The organism is Dongia sp. agr-C8, from assembly GCF_054658695.1.
On record NZ_BAAGHZ010000003.1, the window covers coordinates 1,011,951 to 1,037,128 of the forward strand.

A 25,178-nucleotide genomic window follows, 5' to 3' on the forward strand; every position below is an offset into this window, starting at 1 on the left:
ACCCATGGACCGCGAGCATCGACCTACCATCGCCCGCATCTGGCGCGGCCGCGTCCGTCGCGAGCGCGCCGAGGAATATGAGGCCTACAACTACGAGACCGGCATCAAGCCCCTGATCGAGAAGGCGCTGGGCGTCCAGGCCCTGCGCGAGGATCGCGGCGACGAGGTCCTGTTCATGACCATCTCCTACTGGAAAAGCATCGAGGCGATGGCGCGCTTCACCGGCGGCGACCCCAGCGCCATCCATCATCTGCCGCGCGACAGGGACTTCCTGATCGAGCTGCCGAAATCGGTGCAGATCCTGGAGCTCCGCCACGCCCATGGCGATACCGGGGGTGACGGCTAGTAGCGGTTTGGCGGTTCAGGCCGCCGCGTGGACCCCGCGCCAGGCTTTGATGATCGCCTCGGCCGACAGCAGCACGTCGTTCTCCGAGGTCGAGGCGCCGATCACCGAGAGCCGCATCACCGTCCGGCCCTGCCATTGGGCGCCGCCGGCGAAGCAGGTGCCGTCGCGCTGGATCGCGGCGATGGTCTCCGCGGTGGCGGCGTCGCCGGCTTCAGGCGTCATATCGGCGCCGAAGCGGACGATCACCTGGTTCAGCACCACGTCGTTCAAGACGGCGATGCCCGGGTCCTTCTCGTCGCGGAGCTTCTCGGCCAGCAGCGCGGCGTAGCGGCAATGCCGTTCCACCATGGCGGCGACGCCGTCGCGGCCGAGATGCTTCAACATCGCCCAGACGGCGAAACCGCGCGCGCGGCGCGAGAGCTCGGGCACGAAATGCGAGGGATCGCGCTCGCCCACCGCCACCGGCGGCAGGTAGCTCGCCGCGATGGTCATGGCGCGGCGATGCGCCTCGGCGTCGCGCATGATCGCGAAACCGCAGTCATAGGGCGTCTGCAGCCATTTATGCCCGTCGGTCGACCAGGAATCCGCCAGCTCGACGCCTTCCGCCAGCGGCGCGCGCATGGGTGAGGCCCGCGCCCAGAGCCCGAAGGCGCCGTCCACATGCACCCAGACATTCTTGTGCTTCCGCGCTTCGGCGATGATCGCCGGGTGCGGATCGAAGGCGCCGGTGTTGAGCTGCCCGGCCTGCGTCACGACGATGACCGCCGGATCCTGCCTCGCGTTGCGCATCGCCAGCGCGAAGGCGTCGGGCAGCATCCGGCCCTGGCCATCGACCGGGATGCTGATCACCCGCCGCCGGCCGAGGCCGAGATATTGCAGCGCCGTGAGCACGGTGATATGCGCCTCGGCGCCGATCAGCACCGTGATCGGCGGCGCACCGAACAGCCCGTCCGCCTCGACGTCCCAGCCGATCCGGCGCAAGACCTCGCTGCGCGCCGCGGCCAGGCCGACGAAGCTCGCGATCGTGGCGCCGCTGACGAAGCCGACCGAGGATTCGCGCGGCAGGTCGAGGATGTCGAGCAGCCAGCGCATCGCCACGGTCTCGCAGGCGGCGGCGGCCGGCGTCGCGGTATGGTTGCCGGCATTCTGGCCCCAGGCGCTGGTCAGGAAATCGGCGGCGACGCCCATCGGGTGCGAATTGCCGATCACCCAGCCGAAGAAGCGCGGCCCCGCCATCGCATGCAGCCCCGGCGTTGCTCGGCCGACCAGGTCTTCCATCACGATCTGCGCCTCGGTCCCGGCCTCCGGGGTCGGCGCGTCGAAGGCGGCCAGCGCCTGCGCATAGGTCTGCAGCGGCCGCTGCACCCGCTTGGGCAGGGCCGCCCGGAATTCCACGGCATGCTCGGCCGCACGGGCGAACAGCTGTGCGACGGCGGTATTCTGCATCGGGCGCCTCCATATTCCTCAGGCAGCAAGAAGCTCTAGCCCGGTTTCCTCCGCTTGGGGGAGTGACGATCGTCACCTGAGACCTCGACACTCACGGCCACCCGCAAAGGTGCTGTGCGCCCGTTTGGGTTGTGATATGTTGCCGAAGCAGCAGGGGGAGGGCGCCATGTCGCGACTCTATTACCCGCCGGAGGCCAGGGGCAAGCTGGCCACCGGCGGCGGGGGCCAGGGCTTCGACGCGGGCGAAGCCGGCAAGAAAATCGCCAAGCTGATCCCGGCGGAACTCATCACCGGCTATACTGGACTGATCGGCGTCGCGTTGAACATCCGCGTCGAGTGGCAGCCTTATGCCTATGCCGCCTTCTTTCTGCTCTGCTGGGTGCTGACCCCCTTCTATCTCAACCAGATGGCCGAGCCGGGGAAGCCGAAGCGGAATCATCTGATCGTCTCGACGTTGGCGTTTCCGGTCTGGGCTTACCTCGTGTCCGGCCATCAGGTGATCCCGGATTACTTCGACGCGGGGCTCGCAACCGCGGTCGCCATCGTCTTCAGCTTGATCACCGGCCTGATTCCGATGAACAAGTGAGACTGCCGCCGTGCAGTTCCTGATCGACTTCGCTGCCGAGGACCAGGAATTCCGCGGCATCCTGGAACGCGCCTCGAAGTATCCGACGGTGCAGGGCGTGGTGCTCGACATCGAGCGGTTTTGGCTGGCGACGTGGCAACTTCGCAACCGGTGGGGCGACAATGTCGCCGAGCACGATCCGGACGACTGGTTACTCTGGAGATTGGCCGGCCGCCGGATGCCTGCGCAGCCTTACTTCTATCCGCGGCCGCTGCGGTATGACGACCTCGAGTCGTGGCGACCGCAGTCGTGGCAATGGTTCCGGCGCGACATGGGTTTCAATCCTGATGGGCTGCCCTTGGTGGTCAAAGTCTGTCTCCGTCCGCAGAAGTCGCCGGACGAACCCATTCCGAGCGCGACGGAACTGCGCAGTCCGGAGGGCCGCCTCGCCGTAGAGGTCGAGACCCGTCCACAGGGCCGCCTGAGCAGCAATCCGCGCAAGCCCCAGACGCCTCTGCCCGGCGGCGTCAGCATCGGCATCGGCGCCACCGATTACGGCACGCTGAGCGTCGTTCTGAAGGACGCCGGCGGCCAGCGCTACGCGGTCACCTGCGCCCATGTCGCGGCGCAGGCCAATACCGTACAGCACCCCGCGCCGCGCGATTCGAGCAAGGCCGCGGCAATCGGTACCAGCATCCTCGCGTCGACTTTGGCGCCGTGTCTCCCGGGTCAGCCCTGCAACCCTTGGTCCGGAGTCCAGCCCAACTCGGTCGACCTGTCGCTGATCAAGATTGATGCCTCGCGCGTTTCCTCGGTTCTGGAGGTTCTCGACATCGGAAGCCTGGGCGGCATTGCGCCGCGGGCAAACTTATCCACGGGCCAAACGGTCGAAGTCATGGCGCGCACCAGCCGCTACAATCAGCTCCAGGTCGGCGGCCTGGCGGCCTGGTACAAGTTCAACCACGCCGGAGTCCACTACTGCTTCCAGAACTTGTTCGAGGTCGAATCGCCCTACGGCACGGCGGGCATAATCAAGTCGGGCGATTCCGGGGCACCCGTCTGCACGCCGGATGCAAGCGGCACGGCCTGGGCCGGCATGATCATCGGCGCCGACAGCTTCAAGGGATATGCGGTCTACGCCGAAACCATGGAAGCCTGGATTGCCAACCAGGGCTATCGGCTCAGGGTCTCCTGATCGGTCTCAATCGGCCTTGGCCTTGCGGTTGCCGAGCTCGTCGATCAGCACCCGCATATTCTCGCTGTAATCGATCGGCACCGCGACCAGGTGCACGCCGCCGGCGTCGAAGGCCTGCTGCAGGATGGGGATGACCTCGGTCGTGGCGCCGACCGCATGGCCCTTGGCGCCGTAGGACTCGGCATATTTGACGAAATCCGGATTGCCGAAGGTCATGCCGTAATCGGCGAAGTGATCCACCGCCTGCTTCCAGCGGATCATGCCATAGGCGGAATCGACGATGACCAGCACCACCAGGTCCAGCTTCAGCCTGACCGCGGTCTCCAGCTCCTGGCTGTTCATCATGAAGCCGCCGTCGCCGCAGACCGCCAGCACCTTGCGCTCCGGATGCAGCAGCTTCGCCGCGATCGCCGAGGGCAGGCCCGCGCCCATGGTGGCCAGCGCATTGTCCAGCAGCAGCGTGTTCGCCACATGCGTGCGGTAATTGCGCGCGAACCAGATCTTGTACATGCCGTTGTCGAGGCAGACGATGCCGTCCTCCGGCACCACGGCGCGGATGTCATGCACCAGCCGCTGCGGGATCACCGGGAAGCGCGGCTCCTCGGCGCCGGCATGGGTCTTCGCCAGGATTTCCTGGCGCAGCGCCAGCATCGCGGTCTGCTCGGCGATGCGCCCGCCCAGTCGATCCGCCAGGGCGGCGACGCTGGCGCCGATATCGCCGATCAGCTCGGCGTCGGGGTGATAGACCTCCTCGACCTTGGCCGATTGGTAGCCGATATGGATCACCTTGCGCGGGCGCTTCGGCTTGCCCATCAGGAAGGGCGGCTTCTCCACCGTGTCATGGCCGATGGTGATGATGAGGTCGGCGCGGTCGATCGCGTCGTGGATATAGTCGCGCTCGGACAAGGCCGCGGTGCCGAGATAGAGGTTGGAGCCGCCATGCACGGCGCCCTTGCCCATCTGGGTGTTGAAGAACGGGATCCGCAGCCGCCGCACGAAATCCGACAAGGGCTCGACCAGGCGCGGCCGGCTGCCCGCGGCGCCGATCATGATCAGCGGCATCTTCGCCGCCAGGATCATTTCGGCCGCCCGCTCCAGGGCCGCCGGCGCCGGATAGGGGCGGTCGATCGGATGCACCGGGATGAGCCGCGCCTCGGCTTCCTCGGCCGCGATGTCCTCCGGCAGCTCCAGCAGCACCGGCCCCGGCCGCTCCTCCTTGGCGACGCGGAAGGCGTCGCGCACCATGGTCGGGATCGAAGAGGCCGAGACGATCTGCCGGCTCATCTTGGTCAAGGGCCGCATCGCGTTGACGATGTCGACGATCTGGAACTGGCCCTGCCGCGCATGGTGGATGGGCTTCTGCCCGGTCAGGATCAGCATCGGCATGGCACCCAGATGCGCATAGGCCGCCGCGGTGGTGAAGTTCAGCGCGCCCGGCCCCAGGGTCGAGAGACAGACGCCGGGCTGCCCGGTAAGCCTGCCGTGGGTCGCCGCCATGAATCCCGCGGCCTGCTCATGCCTTGTCAGCACCAGCTCGATCTTCGACGACCTGAGCGACTCGACGACGTCGAGATTCTCCTCGCCGGGAATGCCGAAGATGCGCGCGACGCCTTCATTCTCCAGCGCGGCGACGAGCAGATCGGAGCCTTTGGTCATCAATGGGCACTCATGCGGTGGGGAGACGCCCGCAGGTTAGTGCGGGTCGCCGCGATCGTCCAGGACCAGCCCGCCTTGCCCCCGCGTCTTCCACAGCGAGTAGCCGACGCCGGCGGCCAGCAGCGCCACCGTCACGCCCAATGAGAGCACCGGCGGGATCTTGGCGAGGCCGAGCATGTCGGCGGCGAAGATCTTGCCGCCGATGAAGACCAGCACCGCGGCCAGCGCGTATTTCAGGTAATGGAAGCGCTCGACCATGGCGGCCAGGGCGAAATAGAGCGCACGCAGGCCGAGGATCGCGAAGATGTTCGAAGTGTAGACGATGAAGGGGTCGGTGGTGATGGCGAAGATCGCCGGCACCGAATCGACCGCGAAAATGACGTCGGCGAACTCGATCGTGATGAGGGCGAGGAACAGGGGCGTCATGAACCAGCGCCGCCGCCCCGCGGCGTCGCTCTGCCGCACGAAGAAGCGCTCGCCCTGCAGGTTGTCGGTCACGTTGCAGCGCCGGCGCACCCATTGGAGCAGCCGGTTCGAGCCGAGGTCGTGCTTCTTGTCGGCCGCGACCAGCATCTTGATGCCGGTCAGGATCAGGAATGCGGCGAAGATGTAGAGCACCCAGCCGGCCTGCGATATCACTGCCGCGCCGGCGCCGATCATGATCGCGCGCAGGACGATGACGCCGAGGATGCCCCAGAACAGCACCCGGTGCTGATAGGCCCGCGGCACCGCGAAATAGCTGAAGATCATGGCGATGACGAAGACATTGTCCATCGCCAGCGCCTTCTCGACCGCGAAGCCGGTGAGATAAGCCATGCCCGGCGCGGGGCCCAGCGACCACCAGACCCAGGCGCCGAAGCCGAGGCCGAGCGCGATATAGCCGGCGCTCATCTTCAGGCTCTCGCGGATGCCGATCGCGTGGCTCTTCCGGTGCAAAACGCCGAGATCGAAGGCCAGCAGCGCGGCGACGATGCCGAGGAAGCCCAGCCACATCCAGGCCGGCTTGCCCATGACCTCGGCGAACAGGAAGGCGATATGCGGCAGGCCCGGGTCCAGCAGATTGTGCATAGAATCATCCCCCGATGGAGCAATGTCGGCGGAAGACGTCGGAAGAGGTCCGACATCATGCGCTTGCCGACACGCGGCGCATCAGAGGGGCCCGGACCAGGGTCATGCTCAGGTGGTTTTCGAAACCCGTTCCGTCAAGGGGCAAGTTTCCGGTCATTTCCGGCAACCGCGGCCTTGTCCGGCGTGTTTCTCCCCCAATATCCCATTTCCCGACAGCCCGGCCCCCGACAGCCCAAAGCGAGACGCGATGACGGCCAGCGACACCAAGACCGCCACCGCGGCCGCCGCCGCGCCCAGGCAGCGCCGCCGCATGCTCGCGGTGATCAACCGCAACAGCCGTTCGGGCGGCGTCGCGGCCGGGATCGCGATCGCGCGGCTCAACGCCGCCGGCGTCGATCTCACGGTCACCTCGCCGCAGTCGCCGACCGAGGTGGCCCCCTGGATCGAGGCGCACGCGGCGGAGGGCGAGGCGGTGGTGATCGCCGGCGGCGACGGCAGCCTGAACGCGGTGGCGCCGGCGCTGCTGAAGACCGGCCTGCCGCTCGGCATCCTGCCGACCGGCACCGCCAACGACCTCGCCCGCACGCTCGGCATCCCGACCGACATCGAGCAGGCCGCCGACGTGATCGCCGCCGGCCGGAAACAGGCGATCGACATCGGCGAGGTCAACGGCCATCACTTCTTCAACGTCGCCAGCATCGGCCTCTCCGCCGACCTCGCGAACTCTCTCAGCCGCGAGACCAAGCGCCGCTTCGGCCGCCTGGGCTATGCCTTGACCGCCTTGCGCGTGCTCAGCCAGGCGCGGCCCTTCCACGCCGAGATCTCCAGCGCCGAGGGCACCGCGCGGGTGAAGACTCTGCAGATCGCCATCGGCAACGGCCGCTATTACGGCGGCGGCATGGCGGTCGAGGAGAGCGCCACCATCGACGACGGCCATCTCGATCTCTATTCGCTGGAGGTCGATCGGGTCTGGAAGCTGCTCTTGATGGCCAAGGCCTTCCGCGAGGGTCGCCACGGCCTCTGGGAGGAGGTGCGCGCCACCAAGGGCGAGCATTTCGAGATCCGCACCCGGCGTCCGCGCCCGATCAACACCGACGGCGAGCTGGTCACCTTCACGCCCGCAAGGTTCAACCTGCTGCCGAAAGCGATCACCGTCTTCGCGCCGAAAGAGAAGCCGGCCGAAGCCGCGACGCAGCTGTAGCACCGCCTCCTTGCTGCATTTTGCAGCCCGCACCGGCGCAAGAACCGGAGTGCCAAGGCGAAGGCCTATCCTTCATCTTCCGCCCAGGTCCGGAGTATGAGAATGAGGAGTGCCCCATGGAGCCTATCGCCATGTCCAGAGTGACCTTCGCTCTCTCGCGCCTGGAAACGCCGATCGGCGTCGCGCTGATCGCCACCGACATTGAGGGCCGGCTGCGCGTGCTGGACTGGGAAGATCATGTGGCCCGGATGCAAACCGGCCTGGATCGGATTTACCGCGCCTCGGGCGGCGTGAAGCTGGACGATAGCATTGCCGCGGCCTGGCCGGTGATGGATCGGCTGAAGGCCTTCTTCGCCGGCGATCTCGAGGCGATCGATGGGATTCCGGTCGAGAGCGCCGGCACGCCCTTCCAGCGCAAGGTCTGGGCGGTGTTGCGCAAGATCCCGGCGGGCAAGACCTGGACCTATACCCAGCTCGCCGGCCGCGCCGGCAAGCCGGAAGCGATCCGCGCCGCCGGCGCCGCCAACGGCCTCAATCCGATCAGCGTCGTCGTGCCCTGCCACCGCGTGATCGGCCGCGACGGCTCGCTGACCGGCTATGGCGGCGGCCTTCACCGCAAGGAATGGCTGCTGACCCATGAGGGCGCCGCCTTCAAAGCGCCGAAAGCCGCCGCCTAGAGATACTCAAGCCGCCAGCGCGAACGGCGCCAGCGCCGGCTCGGTATTCGCCGGGTCGTGCAGCAAGGCGCCATGGCAATAGATCTCGGCGATCGGCCCGGTGAGCGTGGAAGCGCGGCCTTCGAGCACCGGGAGATGCGCCGAGACGAGATGCGCCGGGGCCAGGCGGTCGATCGCCGCGAGGCCGCGGCCGAGCGCGGCGCGATCGGCGCCTTTCAGCCAGGGCGAGTCGATCCCGGACCAGGTCATCATGCCGTTGCGGAAGTCGGCCGCGGCGACGTCCTCGACCGAATCGACCGGGGCGGGCAGCACCGCGCCGAAGCAATCCACCGTGTAGAGCAGCGCGGCGGCGGGATCGAAGAAGCCCATCGTCTCCGAGGCGTCGTAGTAAAGCGGGCGCACCGTGTGCAGGCGCCGCCCGCCGGCCTCGAACACCGAGCCCGGCTCCAGGAACTGGACCCGGCTCATGTCGAAGCCCAAGAGGCCGAGCTTGGCCATGCCGAGATAGCCGGTCACCACCTTGGCCTTGGGCGCGCGGTCCAGCACCTTCTGCAGCGCGCCGATGTGATCGACATCGGCATGGCTGATCCAGATCCAGGCGAGTTCCGCGGGATCGATCTCCTGCTCCAGCTGCCCCAGGAAGGCGTCGCCCAGCGGCGCGATGCCGGTATCGACCAGCACCGGCTCCCGTCCCTTCAGCAGCAGCGAGTTGATCGCGATCGCACCCAGGCCCGGCAGCGGCGCCCAGGCGTTGAACATCGTCCAGTCGGCGCCGAGCCGGCGCGGCGCGGTCAGGATCGGGGCGGTCAGGGCTTCGTTGGTTGACATCGGGCAGGTTTCCTCTCGGTTCGGGTTATCGATGATTTCGGTGAACAGGCTTGTTTTGTGAAAAAGTCTGTACCGGCGCCGGGGAGGACTGGTCAACAATCCAGTGAACGACTATGTTCACTGAATGAGGTGGTCGTGACGAAGCGCACAAAAAAGCGGACCTATCGATTATCGGCGCGGGCGGAATCCCAGGCGGAGACCCGCCGGCGCATCGTCGAGGCGGCGGTCGCGCTGCACGAGAAGCTCGGCCCGGCCCACACGCCGATGAGCGCCATCGCCGAGCGGGCGGGGGTGCAGCGCCTCACCCTCTATCGCCATTTTCCCGACGAGGCGGCAATGTTCGCCGCCTGCACCGCGCATTGGGGCGCGCTGCATCCCTTGCCTAACGCGGCGCTCTGGGAAGGGATCCGTGAGCCGATGTCCCGCGCCGCGGCGGCGCTGGCCGCGCATTACGATTACTACGCGGACACGCAGCGCATGTGGACGGTGGCCTATCGCGACGCCGGCCTGGTGAAGCCGATCCAGCCGGTGCTCGCCCAGGTGGACGACCATCTCGGCGCGGTGGCCGAATCTATCGCCGCCGGTTTCGGCCGCAAGGGCGTGGTCCGCCGCGACCTTGCCGCGACCCTCCACCACGCGCTCGCCTATGCGACCTGGGCCAATCTCGAAGACCGCGCCCTCGACACCGAAGCCAAGGTGGCGCTGGTCATGCAATGGCTCGACGGCGTGCGGGAATCCCGCGGCTGACGCTGGAACCCGCGCGCCTCGCCGCGAAGAATCCTAAGATTGAATCGGCGCCGGCTGCCCCGCGATCTGCGGCAGGTCCGGATCTATGCAGGCCCAGCTCGGCGCGCTGCTCACCCAGATGGTCGAGCTCGGCTTGGCGATCTCCGGATCGTCCAGCGCGCCGGCGCGGATGAAGACCAGGTTCGGCCGCGATTCCGCCTGGCTGAACAGCTGGGTGCCGCAGACCGGGCAGAACTTGCGGTGCATCTTGTTGCCGCTGTCGGCGGTGCTCTCGTAGTCTCGCAGTTCGCCCGTGACGGTGACGGCCGCCGACTTGAACGCGGCCCCCACCGCCGGTCCGCCGGCGCCGAGCTTCTGGCACACTTTGCACCAGCAGACCCGCCCCAGGATCGGTCCTTCCGAGACGGTGAACCGCACCGCGCCGCAGAGACATCCGCCGCTGATCATGATCGCGCTCCCTCGCTGTCCATGACCTGCCTAGCGTGCCGCCGGGAATAGAGCAAGAATCGGAGCGCATTCCCGACTCAGCGACGCCATGTCATAGTCCGAGGATCGAAGGATCAAGGCCATGACCGACGCATTACACCAATACGCCGTGTTCGAGACCGCGGCCGGTTTCTGCGCCATCGGCTGGACACCGGCCGGGATCGCGCGTTTCCAGCTGCCGGACCGCGATGCGGCGACCGCCGAGCGCAACATGCTGCGGCGCTTTCCGGCGGCGCAGCCGGGCACGCCGCCTTCGCCGGTCGCCGCCGCGATCGCCGCGGCGCGGCGCTACTTCGCCGGCGAGGCGGTGGACTTCACCGATATCGAACTCGATCTCGAGGGCCAGGATGAATTCTTCGGCCGCATCTACGCTGCGCTCCGCAGCGTCGGTTATGGTCAGGTCACGACCTATGGCAGTCTGGCCAAGGCGCTCGGCGCCGGGCCCGAAGCGGCGCGCGCCGTCGGCCAGGCCATGGCGAAGAATCCGGTGCCGCTGATCATCCCCTGCCATCGGGTGCTCGCGGCCGGCAACAAGGTCGGCGGTTTCTCCGCGCCCGGCGGCGCGGATTCGAAACTGAAGATGCTCGCCTTGGAAGGTGTGGATCTCAGTCCGCCACCCCCGGCCCAGCAATCTTTGGCCTTCTGATCGCGCCCGGCACAGCCTGACGGCTTGTCTCTGCCGGTGACCCCGGGCGTTCCAGCCAGCGAAATCTGCGGGCAGCGGCAAAACACCACAGCCGAGAATGAAGGCCAACTTTACCGAATTTTTTCCATTCTCGTGTCAGAAGGAGAGATCTGCGGGTAAACGCCACCACATGGATCGAACATGGACGCCACCCTCACCGGTCGAGAGCGCCACTTCGGTGAAGACGAGATCATCGTCAGCAAGACCGACCTCAAAGGCCGCCTCACCTACGCCAACCGTGTTTTCCTCAGCATTGCCGACTTGAGCCTCAAGCAGACCATCGGCGAGCCGCACAGCCTGATCCGGCATCCCCACATGCCGCGCTGCGTCTTCAAGCTGCTCTGGGAGCGCATCCAGTCCGGCCGCGAGCTGTTCGCCTATGTGGTGAACCGGGCGGTGAACGGCGATCATTACTGGGTGCTGGCGCATGTCACCCCGTCCTACGGCGCCGATGGCCAGATCGCCGGCTATCACTCCAACCGGCGCGTCGCCAAGAAGGCGGCGGTCGACACGGTGATTGCGCCGCTCTATGCCGAGCTCCGCGCCATCGAGGAGAGCCATGCCAACCGCAAGGACGGCATGAACGCCGCCTATGCGGCGCTGAACGAGAAACTGAAGGCCAAGGGCACCGACTATGACCGCTTCATCTTCTCTCTCTAGCCTGACGCTCGGCCTCGGCCTCGCCGCCGGCCTGATCGTCGTCGCACTGGCGCTCGTCGCCGGCGGCTTGCCCGCCTGGGCGGTGCTGGCGGTTCTGGTTGCCGCCCTGCTCGCGGCAGGTTTCGCGCTGCTCGCGAACTTACGCATGCGGCGTCGCCTCCAGCAGGCGCTCGCCGTCATGGTCGACCTGCAGAAAGGCGATTTCGAGCGCCGGCTGAACGACGTCGAGGAGAAGGACCTGCTGGGCGAGGTGCTCTGGGCGGTCAACGATCTCGCCGACCGCGCCGACGCCTTCGTGCGCGAATCCGGCGCCTCGCTGCAGGCCGTGACCGAGCAGCATTACGACCGCCGGGTGATGGAAGCGGGCATGGCCGGCGAGTTCCGCCGCACCGCGCGCGCCATCAACACCGCCACCGCCGGAATGGGCGCCAAGGTGAAGGAGGCCGGCGACGCCATGCAGCGCTTCGAGGCGACCGCCGCCGAGGTGATCGCCAAGGTCGAGGCCGCGAGCACCGCGCTGGACCAGACCGCGACCTCGCTCAACGAGGCCACCGCCGTCACCAACAGCCGCAGCGTCGCGGTCGCCTCGGCCAGCGAGGAGGCCTCGGTCAGCCTGGAATCCGTCGCCTCGGCGACGGAGGAACTCACCGCGTCGATCGACGAGATCAACCGCCAGGTCCAGACCTCGGTGCAGGTGGCGGACAAGCTGACCGCCCGCACCAACCAGGCGGGCGAGGACGTGCGCCGGCTGGTCGGCTCCGCGGCCAAGATCGGCGAGGTCATCACGCTGATCCGCGACATCGCCGCCCAGACCAATCTCCTGGCGCTGAACGCCACGATCGAGGCGGCGCGCGCCGGTGAAGCCGGCAAGGGTTTCGCCGTCGTCGCCTCGGAGGTGAAGAGCCTCGCCACCCAGAGCGGCCGGGCGACGGAGGATATCGTCGCCCAGGTGGAAGCGATCCAGGGCTCGGTTGACACCGTCTCCGCCACCATCGGCGAGACCGCGGCGGTGATCACGGAGATGACCGGCGCGTCGACCGCGATCGCCGGCGCCATGGAGCAGCAGGCCGCCGCCACCAGGGAGATCGCCCGCAATGTCGAGCATGCCTCGACCGGCGCGGCCGAGGTGGCGAGCAACATCACCGGGGTCCGCGAGGCGGCCGGCGCAACGGAAGCGGCGGCGTCGGTGCTCGCCGACTCGATCGGATCGCTGAAGCTCCAGTCCGCCAATCTTAACAGCGAGCTGGCGAAGTTCCTGGGCGAGCTGAAGCGCGTGATCTAGCGCTACAAGGGGCGTCATTGCCGGGCTTGATCCGGCAATCTCGCGCCGACCGGAGGAGGATGCCCGCGTCAAGCCCGGGCATGACGTTCAGGTTGAGCGTTTCCTGCCGCTGCGCGCATAATCCGGGATGCGGAAGCGCCGCCGATAGGTCCCCGGCGTCAGGCCGGTGACCCGCTTGAACAGCCGGCGGAAGAAGGCCGGCTCCTCATAGCCGACCTGCCAGCCGATCTCGTCGACCGCGGTCTCGGTCCGCTCCAGCCGGCGCTTGGCGTTCTCGATCCGCAGACGCTGCACATAGGCGATCGGGCTCAGCCCGGTCGCGGCGGTGAAGCGCCGCTTGAAGGTGCGCTCGGCGAGGCCGGTGCGCTTCACCATCTCCTCGATCGGGTTCGCGACGGAGAAGTGCTTGCCGATCCAGTCCTGGGCGGCCTGGACCGCGCGGTCGCCGTGATCGGTGCGGCCCTCGAACACGATGTAAGGGGTGAGCCCGTCCTGATGCCATTGCAGGGCGAAGCTGCGGGCGACGGTTTGCGCCGCGGTGGCGCCGGCATGCCGGCTGATCAGGTAGAGCACCAGGTCGTGCCAGGTCATCGACGCGCCCGATGTGACCAGCTCCTCGTTCCTCCCCGCGATCACCAGCACCCGTTCGGGATGACTCGGCACTTTCGGGAAGGTCTCGGCGAAGGTGCGGGCGTAGCCGAAATGCACCGTCGTCTCCATGCCGTCGAACAGGCCGGTCTCCGCCAGCAGGAAGATCCCCGAACAGGCGGAGCAGAGCAGGGCGCCCCGGGCGTGCATCGCCGTGAGCCATTCCACCAGCTCCGGATAGCGCCCCTTTTCCCAGCCGTTTGGGCCGATGAACAGCGACGGCACGATGATGATGTCGGTTGTCGTCACCGCATCGATGCCGCGCTCCACCGTCACCGGCATGTGGCTCGCGAGATCGAGCGGGCCCGGTGCGCGTCCGACCACCTGGACGGTGAAGGGTGCCGGCGCCAGCAACCCCGGCGTCTCCTTCGGCAGGATCGAGAAGGCGTTCATCACGTCGAAGATCCCGCTCAAGGTCGAGATCGCGCATTCCGGCACGGCGACCAGGCTCACATGGAGCGGCTGCTGTCCTGGCGCGGGTATGGCTTGGCGGGTCATGGCGGCGGCGAAACTGGCACAAACGACCCTATTCTGGACAGTCCCGCTCTGCCTTCGCGGCGTGACCGCCGTCATTCTCCGGCGCGACGCAGAACCCCCTGCGGTCAAGAGCGGAGAAGAATTGCATGGATACAATCGAAGCCGCGGCCATCAACCCCCAGAAGCTCGAAGCGCTGATGGGCCGCGTGATCAACGACATTTCCGCCGGTTATGGCGGCATCATGGTCAGCCTCGGCTACAAGCTCGGCCTGTACAAGGCGATGGCCGGCGCCGGGCCGATGACCGCGCGCGATCTCGCCGGCCGCGCCGCCTGTGCCGAGCGCTACGTGCGCGAATGGCTGGGCTCCCAGGCCGCCGGCGGCTATGTGAACTACCACGCCATCAGCGACACCTACGAGCTCACGCCCGAGCAGGCCTTCGTGCTCGCCGACGAGGAGAGCCCGGCCTTCATTCCACTCGCCTGGCAGGTCCCGGCCTCGATGTGGGCGGATGAGGCCAAGGCGGTCGAAGCCTTCAGGACCGGCCAGGGCATTCCCTGGGGCGACCACGACCACCGCCTCTATTGCGGCGTCGCCGGCTTCTATCGCAACGGCTACCGTGCCAGCCTGGTCCAGCAATGGCTGCCGGCGTTGGACGGCGTTGTGGCGAAGCTGCAGGCCGGCGCGGTGGTCGCCGACATCGGCTGCGGCCACGGGCATTCCACCAACCTGATGGCGGCGGCTTTCCCGAACTCCAAGTTCCGCGGCTTCGACGCCCATGCGGAGTCGGTCTTGGAGGCCAACCAGGCCGCGGTGAAGGCGGGCGTCGAGCGCCAGGTCAGCTTCGCCAAGGCAAAGGCGGATGACTATCCCGGCAAATACGACCTGATCTGCTTCTTCGACTGCCTGCACGACATGGGCGATCCGGTCGCCGCTGCCACCCATGCAAGGAAGGCGCTGGCGCCGCAAGGCACGGTGATGCTGGTCGAGCCCTTCGCCAACGACCGGGTCGAGGACAATATCTCGCCCGTCGCGCGAATGTATTACGCCGCGTCGACCATGATCTGCTGCGCCCACGCAATCTCCGAAGGCGGCCGCATGGTACTGGGCGCCCAGGCCGGCGAGGCGCGGCTCGCCGAGGTCTTCCGCAAGGCGGGCTTCTCGCAGTTCCGCCGCGCGGTCGAGACGCCGTTCAACTTGGTTTTGGAGGCCCGGGTCTGATCGGCGCCCAACTGGTCGGCTCTTGACGGCACTTGGACGCTTGTCCTAGTCTCTGGGCTAGGACGAGCGTCCAAGTCGCTGTCAGGGAGCCGATGCGCGAAGAGACCTCCACCCGCGCCGAGATCGTCGCCGCCGCCGATGCCCTCTTCTACCGGCAGGGCTACGCGCAGACTTCCTTCGCCGACATCGCCGCGGTGGTGGAGATCTCGCGCGGCAATTTCTATCACCACTTCAAATCCAAGGACGAGATCCTCGACGCCGTGATCGAAGCGCGGATCGCCAAGCGGGAGCGCCTGCTCGAACGCTGGGAGCGCGAAGCCGAGGGACCGGCCCCCAAGTCGTCCGCCGACTGCATCCGCAGCTTCATCAACATCCTCATCGCCAACCGCAACGACATCCAGCGCTACGGCTGCCCGGTCGGCACCTTGACCGCGGAGCTCGCCAAGCTCGACCATCCATCGCAGCCCGACGCCAACCGGCTCTTCGGCTTGTTCCGCGCCTGGCTCGCCAAGCACTTCGCCGCGCTCGGGCGCAAGGCGGATGCCGATAAGTTGGCGTTGCACCTCCTGGCGCGCAGCCAGGGCGTCGCGGCGCTGGCCAATGCCTTCCACGACGAGGCCTTCATCCGCCGCGAGGTACGCCTGATGGAGGAATGGCTGGAGGAAGAGATTTCCAGGGGAACTGCAAGATGACCACGGTGACGGGACCGGACGGCAAGCGGCGCTGCCGCTGGGCCGGATCGGCGCCGGAATTCCCGCATTACCACGACAGCGAGTGGGGCTATCCGGTCGATGACGACTTCCGCCTGTTCGAGAAGCTCTGCCTGGAAGGATTTCAGTCCGGCCTCTCCTGGCGCACCATCCTGGCCAAGCGCGAGAATTTCCGCGCTGCCTTCAAAGGCTTCGACTTCAACAAGGTCGCGCGCTTCACGCCCCGCGATGTCGAGCGCCTGCTGCAGAACGAAGGCATCATTCGCCATCGCGGCAAGATCGAGGCCGCCATCAACAACGCCCGCTGCGCGCGGGAGATGGTGCAATCGGAAGGCTCGCTGGCTGCCTTCCTCTGGCGCTATGAGGCTGGCCGCCCCGCCAAGCCGCAGACGGCCGCGACTTCCGCCGAATCCATCGCGCTTTCGAAGGAGCTGAAGAAACGCGGCTGGAAATTCGTCGGCCCGACGACAATCTACGCTTTCATGCAGGCCATGGGCCTGGTCAATGACCATGTTGAAGACTGTGCTATTCGCTCGAAGGTCGAACGCGCCCGCAAGAGCTTCAAACGTCCAAAGTGAGTCTCTATTCCCCCGACACATTCCCCTTTAGTGCCTGGAGTTCATCCTCATGAATGACGCGACTGCCTACACGCCGCCCAAGGTCTGGACCTGGAACAAGCCCAATGGCGGCGAGTTCGCCAATATCAACCGGCCGATCTCCGGCCCGACCCATGAGAAGGCGCTGCCGGTCGGCAAGCACCCGCTGCAGCTCTATTCGCTGGCAACCCCGAACGGGCAGAAGGTCACCATCCTGCTCGAGGAGCTCCTGGCCCTCGGCCACAAGGGCGCGGAATACGATGCCTGGCTGATCAAGATCGGCCAGGGCGACCAGTTCGGCAGCGGCTTCGTCGACGTCAACCCGAACTCCAAGATCCCCGCGCTGATGGACCGCAGCGGGCCGAAGCCGATCCGGGTCTTCGAATCCGGCGCGATCCTGCTCTATCTCGCGGAGAAATTCGGCGCCTTCGTGCCGGCGGTGACGTCGCCCGAGCGCGCGGAAGTCCTCTCCTGGCTGTTCTGGCAGATGGGCAGCGCGCCCTATCTCGGCGGCGGCTTCGGCCACTTCTATTCTTATGCGCCGTTCAAGATCGAGTACGCGATCGACCGCTTCGCCATGGAAGTGAAGCGCCAGCTCGACGTGCTCGATAAGCAGCTGGCCAAGACCGAATACATCGCCGGCGACAAGTACACGATCGCCGACATCGCGATCCTGCCCTGGTATGGCGGCGTGGCGAAGGGCTACTCCTACACCGGCGCCGCGGAATTCCTCAGCGCCCATGAATACAAGCACCTCAACCGCTGGGCCGACATGCTCTATGCCCGTCCGGCGGTGAAGCGCGGCCGCATGGTCAACCGCATGTCCGGCGATCCGAAGGAGCAGCTCCACGAGCGCCACGACGCCAAGGACTTCGAGACCAGGACCCAGGACAAGCTGCAGCCGGCAACTTAGTCGCAGCGACCGCCTGCGAGCGGTAGCGAAGACTCTCTCCCGCTTCCCGCCCCCAAGATGGGGGCGGGTGAGGGCGGGGGTTGATGCAGCCGTGATGTTTCGAGAAGCGCGCGGGGGAAGCTCCAGCGCTAAACCGCTAAGCCACCAGCGGCGCGACGATCGCTTTCAAGGCGGCTGCCGCGTCGCCCGGCTTCAGCCGCAGCTGCAGCCCGCGCTGCCCGCCGTTCATGTAGACCAGGTCGTGCTGCATCGCCTCGGCCTCGATGGCGACCCGCGGCGGCTTCATCTGGCCGAAGGCGCTGATGCCGCCGACCTTGTAGCCGGAGATCCGCTCGGCATCGGCGGGCTTCATCATTTGCGCCGCCTTGCCGCCGAAAGCCGCGGCCAGCTTCTTCATCGCGACCTCCTTGTCGGAGGGCACGATCACGCAGACCGGCTTGCCGTCGACCAGGGCCATCAGGGTCTTCAGCACCCGCGCCGGCTCCTCGCCCAGGGCCGCGGCCGCCTGCATCCCCACCTTGTCCGCATCGGGGTCGTAGTCGTAGGCATGCACGGTGAAGTCGACCTTCGCCTGCTCCAGCGCCTTGGTCGCGCGCGTCGCTTTGGACATCCGATTCCACCAAGCCGGCTATGTCTTGGTCAGCGTGACCGAATCGACAATTGCCTCGGCGAGATTGCGCCAGTTCTCATCCGCCATCCAGATCTTGACCAGGCAAAGGCGGTCTGGTCCTCGCTTGGATGGCGTCCGCACCGCGGCATCCAGCACAAACCCCTTGCCGTCATCGGCGGGATAGAAGCCCCGATCCCTTGCAACCTCACCGAGCGCCAGTGCCTCGCCGCCGTGATCCGCGCCGGGACTGAGGATGCCATCCGAAACCTGTACCCTGAAGGCGCCGTTCCCGACGGCAAAGCGTCCGGGTTCGTTGAATTCAAGAACGAGGCTGCTGGGTATGCTCACGGACCATCCGTTCATCGTGATCCAGGCGTTGCGGCGACGATACCCGATGCCCTTTGGATGAGGGAATACGGGCGCCTCCGGACCGACCAGTGTCATGATCTCGCTGATGACACCGAGCGGAACGGGTAATCGGTACCCGTGCCGCATCGCTTCGCTCAGGCAGGTGAGGACATTGGCCATCATGGTGGCCTCGTTGCGCTCGAGCGGCTTTGCCCAACGCATGCGTCGCCACATCAAATCCAGTGCGACTCCGCGATGGAAGCTGCCCTCGAAACCCTGCCCCCACCATGGGAAGAAATCGGCTGCGGCGCCTGCTAACGAATCACCCTCCAGCGCCGACCAGCGCTCGACTTCCTCGAACGATCTCGGCCCGAAGTGGGTCAGGATCTCGTTTTCGTCCCCTTCCCAAACCTCGCCGACAGGTATGCCGAGATAGGCTGCTGGTGTGCCGGCGGCTCTGGGGCGGCTTCGCTCCTCGACGACCTGGCGGCAGCGGTTTCGGAAGAAGCGCGCCATTGCATGCTGCAGGCCGGAAAAATCGCGGGTCCGAGCGTAACCGGTATCGTCATCGCTTCTCCCGACATAGTCCCACTTCAAGCCGAGCTTGGCCTGCACCGCATCCATGCAAGCGATTACGAAGGCGTGATATCCGGGACCCGTAACGCTCGTGATTGCACTGAAACGAATGATGCCGAGACGAAGGGTGGACCTGTCGGCCAGAATCTCCACGGGCATGGCGTTCGGATGCAGCGTCACTCGGAATCCGTCCCACCCGCCCAGCTTTGCCGGCTTCGCCGCGGCGAACGGCTGCAGAGGCGTGCCCCTTGTGGCCTCGATAAAGGCGTTGGCTATAGCTTCAAGCGGTATGACCTGCGAAGACAGGAATCCCGTCTTCACGCTTGGGTTGGCCATGGCTCGAATCTCCAGGAACTCGCGCTTATCCATTTCGGAGCTGTTGTCGTGCCCTGGCCCAAGCGAAACATCGTCAGTTCAGTTCAGACCGCCGACCGACGCAAGCAATAAATACAACCTGTCAGCGCAGTCGGGAGGCCAGCTTCAGCCATGGCGCCAGATGGAACGCCGCCATCAATCCATACATCAGGCCCATCCCGCCCCAGGGCGACGCCGCGTGCATGCAGAGCATGTCCGGCGCGGCGCCGCCGCTGGCAAAGGCGAGGAGCCCGAAGACCGGTGTCGCGGCGAAGCGGAGAACGGCCGCGGCGTGCGACGGCAGGTCCTTGTCGAGCAGATGCGCGCTCATGGAATGGGCTCCTCCCGGGCGTCAGGCCTTGGCGTATTCGTCGTGGCGCTTCCACCAGATGCCCTGCTCGTTGCGGCCCTTGGGCGCGCGGTCGAGGAATTGGTACATGCCCCAGATGCCGTCGACCCCGCGGGCATAGGCGGAATAGGTGTGATGGACCACGCCGTCCTCCAGCACGAAGGTCGAGAGGCCCGGCCGGTCGCGGGTATAGGTCGGCGCGTCGGTGCCGCAGGAGGCGGCGAACTGCCGGACCGGCTCGGGATACTGCGCCGCGTCCATCGCATGGCCGCCGCGCTTGTAGTTGTATTCGATGGTGCCGGCCTGCCGCTGCTGGTCGGTGAACCAGACATTGAAGTCGGCGTTGAAGTCGCTCCCCGCCGAGGAGGCCCAGGGGAATTCCCAGCCCATCCGCCGCTTGTAGCCGGAGAGTTTCGCCAGCGGCGCCCGCGACACCGCCCAGAGCATCACGTCGTGGCTGGCGAGATGCGGGATCACGCCGTCAAAGCCGTCGGCGATCGCCGAGCAGGACGGGCAGCCCGCGGTGTAGTCGGGGCCGAACATGAAGTGATAGACCATGAGCTGCGAGCGGCCCTGGAACAGGTCCTTGAGCGTTGCGCGGCCCGCCTCGGTGTCGAACATGTAGTCCTTCTCGACCCGCACCCAGGGCAGGGCCTGGCGCAGTTCCGCGACCGCGTCGCTGCGGTGGGTCAGATCCTTCTCCGCCGCCAGCAGGTCGAGCCGCGCCTGCAGCCATTTCTCGCGGGATGCCGTGGCATGTGTCGTCATGATGGTCGCTCCTTGGTTGGTGTTTCCGGTGCGCTAGACTTAAGCTCCGGCGATCGCAGCCTGGGAGTGACAAGTGTGGCGGGATTTTCCCCAATGGATTCTTGCCCGATGGAGTCATGATGGACTCGCTGATCACCGCGGCGGCACGGGCGCTGGCATCCGGTGACCCGATCGCGGCGCTGAACCGGATCGCGCTGCGTGACGATGCGCCGGCGCTGGCCTTGCGCGGGATCGCCATGGCCCAGCTCGGCGATCTCGACCGCGCGCGTCTGCTGGTGCGGAAGGCGGCGCGCGCCTTCGGGCCGCGCGAGGCCCTGGCCCGCGCCCGCTGCATGCTGGCGGAAGCCGAGATCGCCTTCGTCTCGCGCGACCTCGGCTGGCCGGCCAAGGCGCTCGACGCCGCGCGGGCGACCCTGGAGCAGCATGGCGACCGCGCCAATGCCGCGCATGCCCGGCATCTCGAGGTGCGGCGCCTGCTGCTGATGGGCCATCTCGACCAAGCCGAGAGCAAACTCGCCGCATTGCAGCCGGCACGCCTGCCCCCGGCCTTGCGCGCCGGGCATGAACTCGTCGCCGCCGGCATCGCCATGCGGCGGCTGCGCACCAGGCCGGCGCGCGCCGCCCTCGCCCGCGCCAGAAGTGCCGCCGCGGCGTCGCGCATTCCCGGCCTGATCGCCGAGGTCGAGCGCGCGAGGCAGATCCTCAACGCGCCCGCCGCGCGGCTGGTGACGCAGGGCCGCGAGCAACTCCTGCGCCTTGCCGATGTCGAGGCCCTGCAAACCTCGAAGGCGCTGGTGATCGATGCCTGCCGCTATACCCTGCGCGATCCCAAGGGCGCGGTGGCGCTCGCGCGCCGGCCGGTCCTCTTCGCGCTCGCCCAGGCCCTGGGCGAGGCCTGGCCCGGCGACGTCTCGCGCGACGCGCTGGTCAACCGTGCCTTCGGCGCCCGGCGCGCCGACGAATCGCACCGCGCCCGGCTGCGGGTGGAGATCGGCCGGTTGCGCGCGGTGCTGCGGCCGCTGGCCAGCGTCACCGCGACCCCGGGCGGATTCGCGCTCGCGCCGCGCCGCGCGCCCGAGGTCGTGGTACTGGCCCGGCCGGTCGGGGAGAAGCATGCCGCGGTGCTGGCCTTCCTGGCCGACGGCGAATCCTGGTCGAGCTCGGCTCTGGCCTTGGCGCTCGGCGCCAGCCAGCGCCAGGTGCAGCGCGCGCTGGATGATCTCGCCGCTTCGGGCAAGGTGCAGTCCTTCGGCCGCGGCCGGGCCCAGCGCTGGACCACGCCGCCGGTCCCGGGATTCACGACCACCTTGTTACTCCCGACCCCGCTGGCGAGCGCTTAGCTTCCCGTCATCGCCAGCGCCATTCAGGAAGAAATCATGTCCAGGACCGAAGCCAAGATCATCCGCGAATACGGGCCCTTCGACGGCGTCGACCAGGTGGCCGGCGTCACCTACGACGGCGGCAGCGTCTGGTTCGCCTCCGGCGAAAAGCTGAACGCGCTCGACCCGGAGAGCGGCAAGCTGGTGCGCGCGCTCGACGTCGCCGCCCATGCCGGCACCGCCTTCGACGGCACGCATCTCTACCAGATCGCCGAGAAGCAGATTCAGAAGATCGACCCCAAGACCGGCCGCGTGCTCTCGACGATTCCCTCGCCGGGCGACGGCAAGGATTCGGGTCTCGCCTGGGCCGAGGGCACGCTCTGGGTCGGCCAGTATCACGACCGCAAGATCCACCAGGTCGATCCCGCCACCGGCAAGATCCTGAAGACCATCGAATCCAACCGCTACGTCACGGGAGTCTCCTGGGTCGAGGGCGAGCTCTGGCACGCCACCTGGGAAGGCGACGAGAGCGAGCTCCGCCGCGTCGATCCCGGGAGCGGCGAAGTGCTGGAGCAGCTGGTCATGCCGGAGGGCAGCTTCATCTCCGGCCTGGAATCCGACGGCAAGGACCGCTTCTTCTGCGGCGGCGCCCGGAGCGGCAAGCTCCGCGCGGTTCGGCGGCCGAAGCGCTGATCAGCGACTCTTTTTGAACGCCGCAAGCCGCGCATCGCGCTCGGCCTGGTAGCTGGGGTTGAAAGCGCCGGAGAGATCCTCCCGCTTCAGCACCCGGCCGCAGCTTTCGCAGACCGTGCCGAGACCCGCCGGCTTGCCGCAGCTCTTGTGGATGAAGTCCACCGTGCGGCCTTCCTTGCGCGTCTTCAGCCAGGTCTCGCCCCAGGCCCGCATCGCCAGGATCACCGGATAGAAAGCCTCGCCCTTGGCGGTCAGGTGGTAGTCGTGCCGCTTCGGTCGCGCATTATAAAGGCGGCGCTCGACCAGGCCTTCCGCCTCCAGGGCTTTCAGCCGCGCCGCCACCATCTGCGGCGTGGCGCCGGTCTGCGCCTGGATCTCCTCGAAGCGGTGGTTGTCGGCGAAGAGCTCGCGCAGCACCAGCAGCGTCCAGCGGTCGCCGACCGCCGCCACCGCCCGCGCCACCGGGCAGAGCGTGCCCGGGTCCAGCGCCGACGGGGCCGGGGCGGGAAGCGCGGAAACCCGGGCCTTCCCGCGGCTTCCTGTGATCCTTGTCACTTTCGTTTTCATAGCCACTTGCCCCTATGATTTCCATAGCAATATGGTTCGGCATCGGAACGGAAGCAAGGGGTCGCGAACGGCGGCCCGCCGGACCGGACAGGACCCGAACCCTCAACCTTCGCAACAGGAGACCGCCATGAACGCCATCACCCCGACCACTTCCGCCTTGACCGCAAAGACCCTCGTCACCGGCAAGACCCACAGCAAGAGCGGCCGCGACGGCTATGCCAGGAGCGCCGACGGCTTCGTCGATCTCGCGCTGGCGCAGCCGCACCCGGCCGCCGAGAACCTGTTCGCCGCCGCCTGGTCGGCCTGCTACATGGGCGCCATCGAGCTCGCCGCCGCGCAGCGCCAGGTGAAGCTCGCCGGCAGCCCGGAAGTCGATGCCGAGATCGACCTCAACAAATCCGGAAACGCCTTCTTCCTCGCCGCGCGCTTCACCGTGACCGTCCCCGGCGTCGATCGCGAGACCGCCGCGGAACTGGCCGAGATCGCCCATGGCATCTGCCCTTATTCGAAGGCGGTGCACGGCAACATCGAGGTCACGACCACCATCGCGTAAGGCCAAGGCATCGGGCCCGTCGCAAGCCGGCGGGCCCGATCCGGCTGGACAGCAAGGCGGCGATCGCTAGGATCCGCGGTTGCAAAACGCGTTTGGAGAATCGCATGCGTCGCCTCGCGCGCGCCGGCCTGGTCCTGCTGGCGGTGCTGTTTCTGATCGGACTGGCGCGCGCGCCGGTGCTGGCCGAAGCGCCGGGCGAGTTCGAAGCCTGGAGCGCCATCGAGCGCGCGCCGACCGACGCCGCGCTGGTGGACTTCCTGGTGAAATACCCGCAGAGCCCGTTCCGGCAGAAGGCCGCGGCCCTGCTCGCCGATCTGCGCGGCACGTCCCCGGCGGACGTGCTCGACCAATACGGCGGATACCAGTCCGTTGCGCCCGGGTCTGCGGCGCCCGCGGCCGCGGCGCCGGCCGCTCTATCGGCGCCGCCGCTGCCGGCCGGCACCTACGCGCGCAGCGGCCGGGAAGACTATGACGACAAGTCGGGCTCGCTCGAGTGGGAAGACGAGCTGGTGCTGAATGCCGATGGCACCGCGGAGCTGACGGTCAAGTACCGGACGTCCCTGCGCACCTACTGGTATCTCACCGGCTGCGAGTCCAGCACCAATTACAGCCCCAGCCCCCGTGTGGGGACCTATCGGTGGAAGCGGAAATACACGGTCACGGTCGATGCGACCACCATGTCCCTGCAGCCCCAGGGGCCGGCCGAGATCTCCTGGATCGACCCCTATTGCTGGAAGCCCGGCGCGGGCACCGGTGGCGAGGAGACCTGGGTGCTGGATTGGGTCGACGGCCGGCTCTCCGACGAGGACGGCGCCTTCACGCGGAAATACTGAGCGCTTCGCGCGGGTCAGTCGCCCACCGGCAGCCCCAGGGCGATCCGCTTCTTCTTCGACAGCCCGCGCGCGACGAGGCTGTGCGACTGCCGGATATAGTCCTTGAGCTCACGGTCGCTGAGCCCCGGCGCATCGTAATGCTGGATCCATTTCATCCCGCGCGAGGCGAGATAGGGCGCCGGCCGGCAGCCCGGCGTTGCTTTCAACATCTCCCAGGCGATGTCGTTCACCTTGAAGGTGAAGGCGGGGTGGTCGTCATGCCAGCCGCCGATCGCGAACACCTTGCCGCCGACCTTCCAGACATGGGCGCCGCCCCACTGCACCACATGGGTCGTGGCGGTGAGCTTCCGGCAGAAGGCGTTGTATTGCGCATAGGTCATCACGACAGGAACCGCCCGCCGGCGCGCCGCGCCACCCGCCATTGCCAGAGCGTCAGCAGCGGCGTCACGATGAGCTCCATCGCCAGCGCCGCCAGCATGACCGGCGAGGGCGCGCCCTTGGCGAACAGCGACAGCAGCCGGCCGACACCGCCGATCACCACGAGCGTGCTGAGCAAGGTGAACTGTAGCCGCTTGCGCTCGATCCCCGGCACCGAGGCGGCATAGCCGAGTCCGATCCCCAGCAGCAGCCCGCAGAGATAGCGGAAATGGCTGTCGAGGTCGCGCCCCTCTCCGGCGTCACCGACCAGCGCCGGCCCCAGCGCCAGCCCGGCGCCCCCGGCCGCGATCGGCACCAGGCAGCAGACCGCGACCGCCGATTGCAGCAGCCGCTTGCTCATCTGTCGGCCCGCGTGTCGCATCGG

30 protein-coding genes are annotated in these 25,178 nt (G+C 67.4%); 17 read left to right on the top strand and 13 right to left on the bottom strand.

Annotated elements, in window-relative coordinates; translation table 11 throughout:
- Positions 1–4 precede the first annotated feature (4 nt).
- Positions 5–346 carry an antibiotic biosynthesis monooxygenase family protein gene (locus tag ACYQ4T_RS19065; RefSeq protein WP_459857504.1) on the top strand — a complete coding sequence of 114 codons (342 nt, stop codon included), beginning with the start codon at positions 5–7 and terminating at the stop codon, positions 344–346.
- Positions 347–361: 15 nt separating this feature from the next.
- On the opposite strand, the gene ACYQ4T_RS19070 is transcribed toward ACYQ4T_RS19065, so the two are convergent.
- Positions 362–1,792 carry a pyridoxal phosphate-dependent decarboxylase family protein gene (locus ACYQ4T_RS19070; RefSeq protein ID WP_459857506.1) on the bottom strand — a complete coding sequence of 477 codons (1,431 nt, stop codon included), beginning with the start codon at positions 1,790–1,792 and terminating at the stop codon, positions 362–364.
- 166 nt (positions 1,793–1,958) lie between these two features.
- Between ACYQ4T_RS19070 and ACYQ4T_RS19075 the strand changes: the two genes are divergently transcribed.
- Together ACYQ4T_RS19075 and ACYQ4T_RS19080 are read left to right on the top strand one after the other, a co-directional pair.
- On the top strand, positions 1,959–2,378 hold the full coding sequence (locus ACYQ4T_RS19075) for a hypothetical protein (RefSeq protein WP_459857509.1): 420 nt from the start codon (positions 1,959–1,961) through the stop codon (positions 2,376–2,378).
- Between the two features lie 10 nt (positions 2,379–2,388).
- The gene (locus ACYQ4T_RS19080; protein ID WP_459857511.1) at positions 2,389–3,552 is read left to right on the top strand and encodes a hypothetical protein; all 1,164 of its coding nucleotides are present in this window, start codon (positions 2,389–2,391) and stop codon (positions 3,550–3,552) included.
- A gap of 6 nt (positions 3,553–3,558) precedes the next feature.
- Here ACYQ4T_RS19080 and ACYQ4T_RS19085 read toward each other — a convergent pair whose 3' ends face one another.
- Positions 3,559–5,208 carry an acetolactate synthase large subunit gene (locus ACYQ4T_RS19085; protein WP_459857513.1) on the bottom strand — a complete coding sequence of 550 codons (1,650 nt, stop codon included), beginning with the start codon at positions 5,206–5,208 and terminating at the stop codon, positions 3,559–3,561.
- A gap of 36 nt (positions 5,209–5,244) precedes the next feature.
- Positions 5,245–6,276 carry a TerC family protein gene (locus tag ACYQ4T_RS19090; protein WP_459857516.1) on the bottom strand — a complete coding sequence of 344 codons (1,032 nt, stop codon included), beginning with the start codon at positions 6,274–6,276 and terminating at the stop codon, positions 5,245–5,247.
- 247 nt (positions 6,277–6,523) lie between these two features.
- Between ACYQ4T_RS19090 and ACYQ4T_RS19095 the strand changes: the two genes are divergently transcribed.
- Together ACYQ4T_RS19095 and ACYQ4T_RS19100 are read left to right on the top strand one after the other, a co-directional pair.
- A complete protein-coding gene (locus ACYQ4T_RS19095) occupies positions 6,524–7,477 on the top strand; it encodes a lipid kinase (RefSeq protein WP_459857519.1) in 954 nt (317 codons plus the stop codon).
- A gap of 131 nt (positions 7,478–7,608) precedes the next feature.
- Positions 7,609–8,154 (top strand): methylated-DNA--[protein]-cysteine S-methyltransferase, encoded by a 546-nt coding sequence (locus tag ACYQ4T_RS19100; RefSeq protein WP_459857522.1) that lies wholly within the window; start codon positions 7,609–7,611, stop codon positions 8,152–8,154.
- A gap of 6 nt (positions 8,155–8,160) precedes the next feature.
- On the opposite strand, the gene ACYQ4T_RS19105 is transcribed toward ACYQ4T_RS19100, so the two are convergent.
- The gene (locus ACYQ4T_RS19105) at positions 8,161–8,982 is read right to left on the bottom strand and encodes an oxygen-binding di-iron domain-containing protein (protein WP_459857525.1); all 822 of its coding nucleotides are present in this window, start codon (positions 8,980–8,982) and stop codon (positions 8,161–8,163) included.
- Between the two features lie 135 nt (positions 8,983–9,117).
- Here ACYQ4T_RS19105 and ACYQ4T_RS19110 point away from each other — a divergent pair, with 135 nt between their 5' ends.
- Positions 9,118–9,729: a TetR/AcrR family transcriptional regulator gene (locus tag ACYQ4T_RS19110; RefSeq protein ID WP_459857528.1), complete on the top strand. Its 612-nt coding sequence runs from the start codon at positions 9,118–9,120 to the stop codon at positions 9,727–9,729.
- A gap of 33 nt (positions 9,730–9,762) precedes the next feature.
- On the opposite strand, the gene ACYQ4T_RS19115 is transcribed toward ACYQ4T_RS19110, so the two are convergent.
- The gene (locus tag ACYQ4T_RS19115) at positions 9,763–10,176 is read right to left on the bottom strand and encodes a GFA family protein (RefSeq protein ID WP_459857530.1); all 414 of its coding nucleotides are present in this window, start codon (positions 10,174–10,176) and stop codon (positions 9,763–9,765) included.
- 121 nt (positions 10,177–10,297) lie between these two features.
- Here ACYQ4T_RS19115 and ACYQ4T_RS19120 point away from each other — a divergent pair, with 121 nt between their 5' ends.
- The 3 genes from ACYQ4T_RS19120 (at position 10,298) to ACYQ4T_RS19130 (ending at position 12,842) form a co-directional block, all read left to right on the top strand.
- The gene (locus ACYQ4T_RS19120; RefSeq protein ID WP_459857532.1) at positions 10,298–10,861 is read left to right on the top strand and encodes a methylated-DNA--[protein]-cysteine S-methyltransferase; all 564 of its coding nucleotides are present in this window, start codon (positions 10,298–10,300) and stop codon (positions 10,859–10,861) included.
- A 180-nt stretch (positions 10,862–11,041) separates the two neighbouring features.
- Positions 11,042–11,560 (top strand): PAS domain-containing protein, encoded by a 519-nt coding sequence (locus tag ACYQ4T_RS19125; RefSeq protein WP_459857534.1) that lies wholly within the window; start codon positions 11,042–11,044, stop codon positions 11,558–11,560.
- Positions 11,535–12,842 (top strand): methyl-accepting chemotaxis protein, encoded by a 1,308-nt coding sequence (locus ACYQ4T_RS19130; protein ID WP_459857536.1) that lies wholly within the window; start codon positions 11,535–11,537, stop codon positions 12,840–12,842. The genes ACYQ4T_RS19125 and ACYQ4T_RS19130 overlap by 26 nt, the downstream gene beginning before the upstream one ends.
- 87 nt (positions 12,843–12,929) lie before the next feature.
- Here ACYQ4T_RS19130 and ACYQ4T_RS19135 read toward each other — a convergent pair whose 3' ends face one another.
- Positions 12,930–13,988, bottom strand: coding sequence for a GlxA family transcriptional regulator (locus ACYQ4T_RS19135; RefSeq protein ID WP_459857538.1), 1,059 nt, complete (start codon positions 13,986–13,988; stop codon positions 12,930–12,932).
- Positions 13,989–14,113: 125 nt separating this feature from the next.
- Here ACYQ4T_RS19135 and ACYQ4T_RS19140 point away from each other — a divergent pair, with 125 nt between their 5' ends.
- The 4 genes from ACYQ4T_RS19140 to yghU all read left to right on the top strand — a co-directional run bounded on the left by ACYQ4T_RS19140 (position 14,114) and on the right by yghU (position 17,406).
- Positions 14,114–15,187 (top strand): class I SAM-dependent methyltransferase, encoded by a 1,074-nt coding sequence (locus ACYQ4T_RS19140; RefSeq protein ID WP_459857540.1) that lies wholly within the window; start codon positions 14,114–14,116, stop codon positions 15,185–15,187.
- 92 nt (positions 15,188–15,279) lie between these two features.
- Entirely contained in the window at positions 15,280–15,879 is a 600-nt protein-coding gene (locus ACYQ4T_RS19145) for a TetR/AcrR family transcriptional regulator (protein ID WP_459857543.1), read from the top strand.
- Complete coding sequence (locus ACYQ4T_RS19150; protein WP_459857545.1) at positions 15,876–16,475, top strand: DNA-3-methyladenine glycosylase I; 600 nt, start codon at positions 15,876–15,878, stop codon at positions 16,473–16,475. Before ACYQ4T_RS19145 ends, ACYQ4T_RS19150 begins: the two co-directional genes overlap by 4 nt.
- A gap of 49 nt (positions 16,476–16,524) precedes the next feature.
- A complete protein-coding gene (gene yghU / locus ACYQ4T_RS19155; protein ID WP_459857547.1) occupies positions 16,525–17,406 on the top strand; it encodes a glutathione-dependent disulfide-bond oxidoreductase in 882 nt (293 codons plus the stop codon).
- Between the two features lie 136 nt (positions 17,407–17,542).
- Here the strand turns inward: yghU and ybaK are convergent, their stop codons facing one another.
- The 4 genes from ybaK to ACYQ4T_RS19175 form a co-directional block, all read right to left on the bottom strand.
- A complete protein-coding gene (gene ybaK / locus ACYQ4T_RS19160; protein WP_459857549.1) occupies positions 17,543–18,016 on the bottom strand; it encodes a Cys-tRNA(Pro) deacylase in 474 nt (157 codons plus the stop codon).
- A gap of 18 nt (positions 18,017–18,034) precedes the next feature.
- Positions 18,035–19,309 (bottom strand): hypothetical protein, encoded by a 1,275-nt coding sequence (locus ACYQ4T_RS19165; RefSeq protein WP_459857551.1) that lies wholly within the window; start codon positions 19,307–19,309, stop codon positions 18,035–18,037.
- 88 nt (positions 19,310–19,397) lie between these two features.
- Positions 19,398–19,625, bottom strand: coding sequence for a hypothetical protein (locus ACYQ4T_RS19170; protein ID WP_459857553.1), 228 nt, complete (start codon positions 19,623–19,625; stop codon positions 19,398–19,400).
- Positions 19,626–19,646: 21 nt separating this feature from the next.
- Positions 19,647–20,411 (bottom strand): DUF899 domain-containing protein, encoded by a 765-nt coding sequence (locus ACYQ4T_RS19175; protein ID WP_459857556.1) that lies wholly within the window; start codon positions 20,409–20,411, stop codon positions 19,647–19,649.
- A gap of 116 nt (positions 20,412–20,527) precedes the next feature.
- On the opposite strand from ACYQ4T_RS19175, the gene ACYQ4T_RS19180 reads away from it, so the two are divergent.
- Positions 20,528–21,751: a hypothetical protein gene (locus tag ACYQ4T_RS19180; RefSeq protein WP_459857558.1), complete on the top strand. Its 1,224-nt coding sequence runs from the start codon at positions 20,528–20,530 to the stop codon at positions 21,749–21,751.
- A 36-nt stretch (positions 21,752–21,787) separates the two neighbouring features.
- Positions 21,788–22,423 (top strand): Vgb family protein, encoded by a 636-nt coding sequence (locus tag ACYQ4T_RS19185; protein WP_459857560.1) that lies wholly within the window; start codon positions 21,788–21,790, stop codon positions 22,421–22,423.
- On the opposite strand, the gene ACYQ4T_RS19190 is transcribed toward ACYQ4T_RS19185, so the two are convergent.
- Entirely contained in the window at positions 22,424–22,978 is a 555-nt protein-coding gene (locus ACYQ4T_RS19190; RefSeq protein WP_459857563.1) for a winged helix-turn-helix transcriptional regulator, read from the bottom strand.
- Positions 22,979–23,117: 139 nt separating this feature from the next.
- Here ACYQ4T_RS19190 and ACYQ4T_RS19195 point away from each other — a divergent pair, with 139 nt between their 5' ends.
- Both ACYQ4T_RS19195 and ACYQ4T_RS19200 read left to right on the top strand, forming a co-directional pair.
- Positions 23,118–23,543 carry an Ohr family peroxiredoxin gene (locus ACYQ4T_RS19195; RefSeq protein ID WP_459857565.1) on the top strand — a complete coding sequence of 142 codons (426 nt, stop codon included), beginning with the start codon at positions 23,118–23,120 and terminating at the stop codon, positions 23,541–23,543.
- Positions 23,544–23,647: 104 nt separating this feature from the next.
- On the top strand, positions 23,648–24,376 hold the full coding sequence (locus tag ACYQ4T_RS19200) for a hypothetical protein (RefSeq protein WP_459857567.1): 729 nt from the start codon (positions 23,648–23,650) through the stop codon (positions 24,374–24,376).
- A gap of 14 nt (positions 24,377–24,390) precedes the next feature.
- On the opposite strand, the gene ACYQ4T_RS19205 is transcribed toward ACYQ4T_RS19200, so the two are convergent.
- Both ACYQ4T_RS19205 and ACYQ4T_RS19210 read right to left on the bottom strand, forming a co-directional pair.
- On the bottom strand, positions 24,391–24,756 hold the full coding sequence (locus ACYQ4T_RS19205; protein WP_459858071.1) for an MmcQ/YjbR family DNA-binding protein: 366 nt from the start codon (positions 24,754–24,756) through the stop codon (positions 24,391–24,393).
- The gene (locus ACYQ4T_RS19210; protein WP_459857570.1) at positions 24,756–25,154 is read right to left on the bottom strand and encodes a DUF4345 domain-containing protein; all 399 of its coding nucleotides are present in this window, start codon (positions 25,152–25,154) and stop codon (positions 24,756–24,758) included. Before ACYQ4T_RS19210 ends, ACYQ4T_RS19205 begins: the two co-directional genes overlap by 1 nt.
- Between the last annotated feature and the right edge of the window lie 24 nt (positions 25,155–25,178).

Excerpts from the sequence above, each read along its gene's own strand:
- ACYQ4T_RS19065 (WP_459857504.1), top strand. The coding sequence starts at position 5 with ATGGACCGCGAGCATCGACCTACCATCGCCCGCATCTGGCGCGGCCGC.
- ACYQ4T_RS19070 (WP_459857506.1), bottom strand. The coding sequence starts at position 1,792 with ATGCAGAATACCGCCGTCGCACAGCTGTTCGCCCGTGCGGCCGAGCAT.
- ACYQ4T_RS19075 (WP_459857509.1), top strand. The coding sequence starts at position 1,959 with ATGTCGCGACTCTATTACCCGCCGGAGGCCAGGGGCAAGCTGGCCACC.
- ACYQ4T_RS19085 (WP_459857513.1), bottom strand. The coding sequence starts at position 5,208 with ATGACCAAAGGCTCCGATCTGCTCGTCGCCGCGCTGGAGAATGAAGGC.
- ACYQ4T_RS19090 (WP_459857516.1), bottom strand. The coding sequence starts at position 6,276 with ATGCACAATCTGCTGGACCCGGGCCTGCCGCATATCGCCTTCCTGTTC.
- ACYQ4T_RS19095 (WP_459857519.1), top strand. The coding sequence starts at position 6,524 with ATGACGGCCAGCGACACCAAGACCGCCACCGCGGCCGCCGCCGCGCCC.
- ACYQ4T_RS19100 (WP_459857522.1), top strand. The coding sequence starts at position 7,609 with ATGTCCAGAGTGACCTTCGCTCTCTCGCGCCTGGAAACGCCGATCGGC.
- ACYQ4T_RS19105 (WP_459857525.1), bottom strand. The coding sequence starts at position 8,982 with ATGTCAACCAACGAAGCCCTGACCGCCCCGATCCTGACCGCGCCGCGC.
- ACYQ4T_RS19115 (WP_459857530.1), bottom strand. The coding sequence starts at position 10,176 with ATGATCAGCGGCGGATGTCTCTGCGGCGCGGTGCGGTTCACCGTCTCG.
- ACYQ4T_RS19120 (WP_459857532.1), top strand. The coding sequence starts at position 10,298 with ATGACCGACGCATTACACCAATACGCCGTGTTCGAGACCGCGGCCGGT.
- ACYQ4T_RS19125 (WP_459857534.1), top strand. The coding sequence starts at position 11,042 with ATGGACGCCACCCTCACCGGTCGAGAGCGCCACTTCGGTGAAGACGAG.
- ACYQ4T_RS19130 (WP_459857536.1), top strand. The coding sequence starts at position 11,535 with ATGACCGCTTCATCTTCTCTCTCTAGCCTGACGCTCGGCCTCGGCCTC.
- ACYQ4T_RS19135 (WP_459857538.1), bottom strand. The coding sequence starts at position 13,988 with ATGACCCGCCAAGCCATACCCGCGCCAGGACAGCAGCCGCTCCATGTG.
- ACYQ4T_RS19140 (WP_459857540.1), top strand. The coding sequence starts at position 14,114 with ATGGATACAATCGAAGCCGCGGCCATCAACCCCCAGAAGCTCGAAGCG.
- ACYQ4T_RS19145 (WP_459857543.1), top strand. The coding sequence starts at position 15,280 with ATGCGCGAAGAGACCTCCACCCGCGCCGAGATCGTCGCCGCCGCCGAT.
- ACYQ4T_RS19150 (WP_459857545.1), top strand. The coding sequence starts at position 15,876 with ATGACCACGGTGACGGGACCGGACGGCAAGCGGCGCTGCCGCTGGGCC.
- yghU (WP_459857547.1), top strand. The coding sequence starts at position 16,525 with ATGAATGACGCGACTGCCTACACGCCGCCCAAGGTCTGGACCTGGAAC.
- ybaK (WP_459857549.1), bottom strand. The coding sequence starts at position 18,016 with ATGTCCAAAGCGACGCGCGCGACCAAGGCGCTGGAGCAGGCGAAGGTC.
- ACYQ4T_RS19165 (WP_459857551.1), bottom strand. The coding sequence starts at position 19,309 with ATGGATAAGCGCGAGTTCCTGGAGATTCGAGCCATGGCCAACCCAAGC.
- ACYQ4T_RS19170 (WP_459857553.1), bottom strand. The coding sequence starts at position 19,625 with ATGAGCGCGCATCTGCTCGACAAGGACCTGCCGTCGCACGCCGCGGCC.
- ACYQ4T_RS19175 (WP_459857556.1), bottom strand. The coding sequence starts at position 20,411 with ATGACGACACATGCCACGGCATCCCGCGAGAAATGGCTGCAGGCGCGG.
- ACYQ4T_RS19180 (WP_459857558.1), top strand. The coding sequence starts at position 20,528 with ATGATGGACTCGCTGATCACCGCGGCGGCACGGGCGCTGGCATCCGGT.
- ACYQ4T_RS19185 (WP_459857560.1), top strand. The coding sequence starts at position 21,788 with ATGTCCAGGACCGAAGCCAAGATCATCCGCGAATACGGGCCCTTCGAC.
- ACYQ4T_RS19195 (WP_459857565.1), top strand. The coding sequence starts at position 23,118 with ATGAACGCCATCACCCCGACCACTTCCGCCTTGACCGCAAAGACCCTC.
- ACYQ4T_RS19200 (WP_459857567.1), top strand. The coding sequence starts at position 23,648 with ATGCGTCGCCTCGCGCGCGCCGGCCTGGTCCTGCTGGCGGTGCTGTTT.
- ACYQ4T_RS19205 (WP_459858071.1), bottom strand. The coding sequence starts at position 24,756 with ATGACCTATGCGCAATACAACGCCTTCTGCCGGAAGCTCACCGCCACG.
- ACYQ4T_RS19210 (WP_459857570.1), bottom strand. The coding sequence starts at position 25,154 with ATGAGCAAGCGGCTGCTGCAATCGGCGGTCGCGGTCTGCTGCCTGGTG.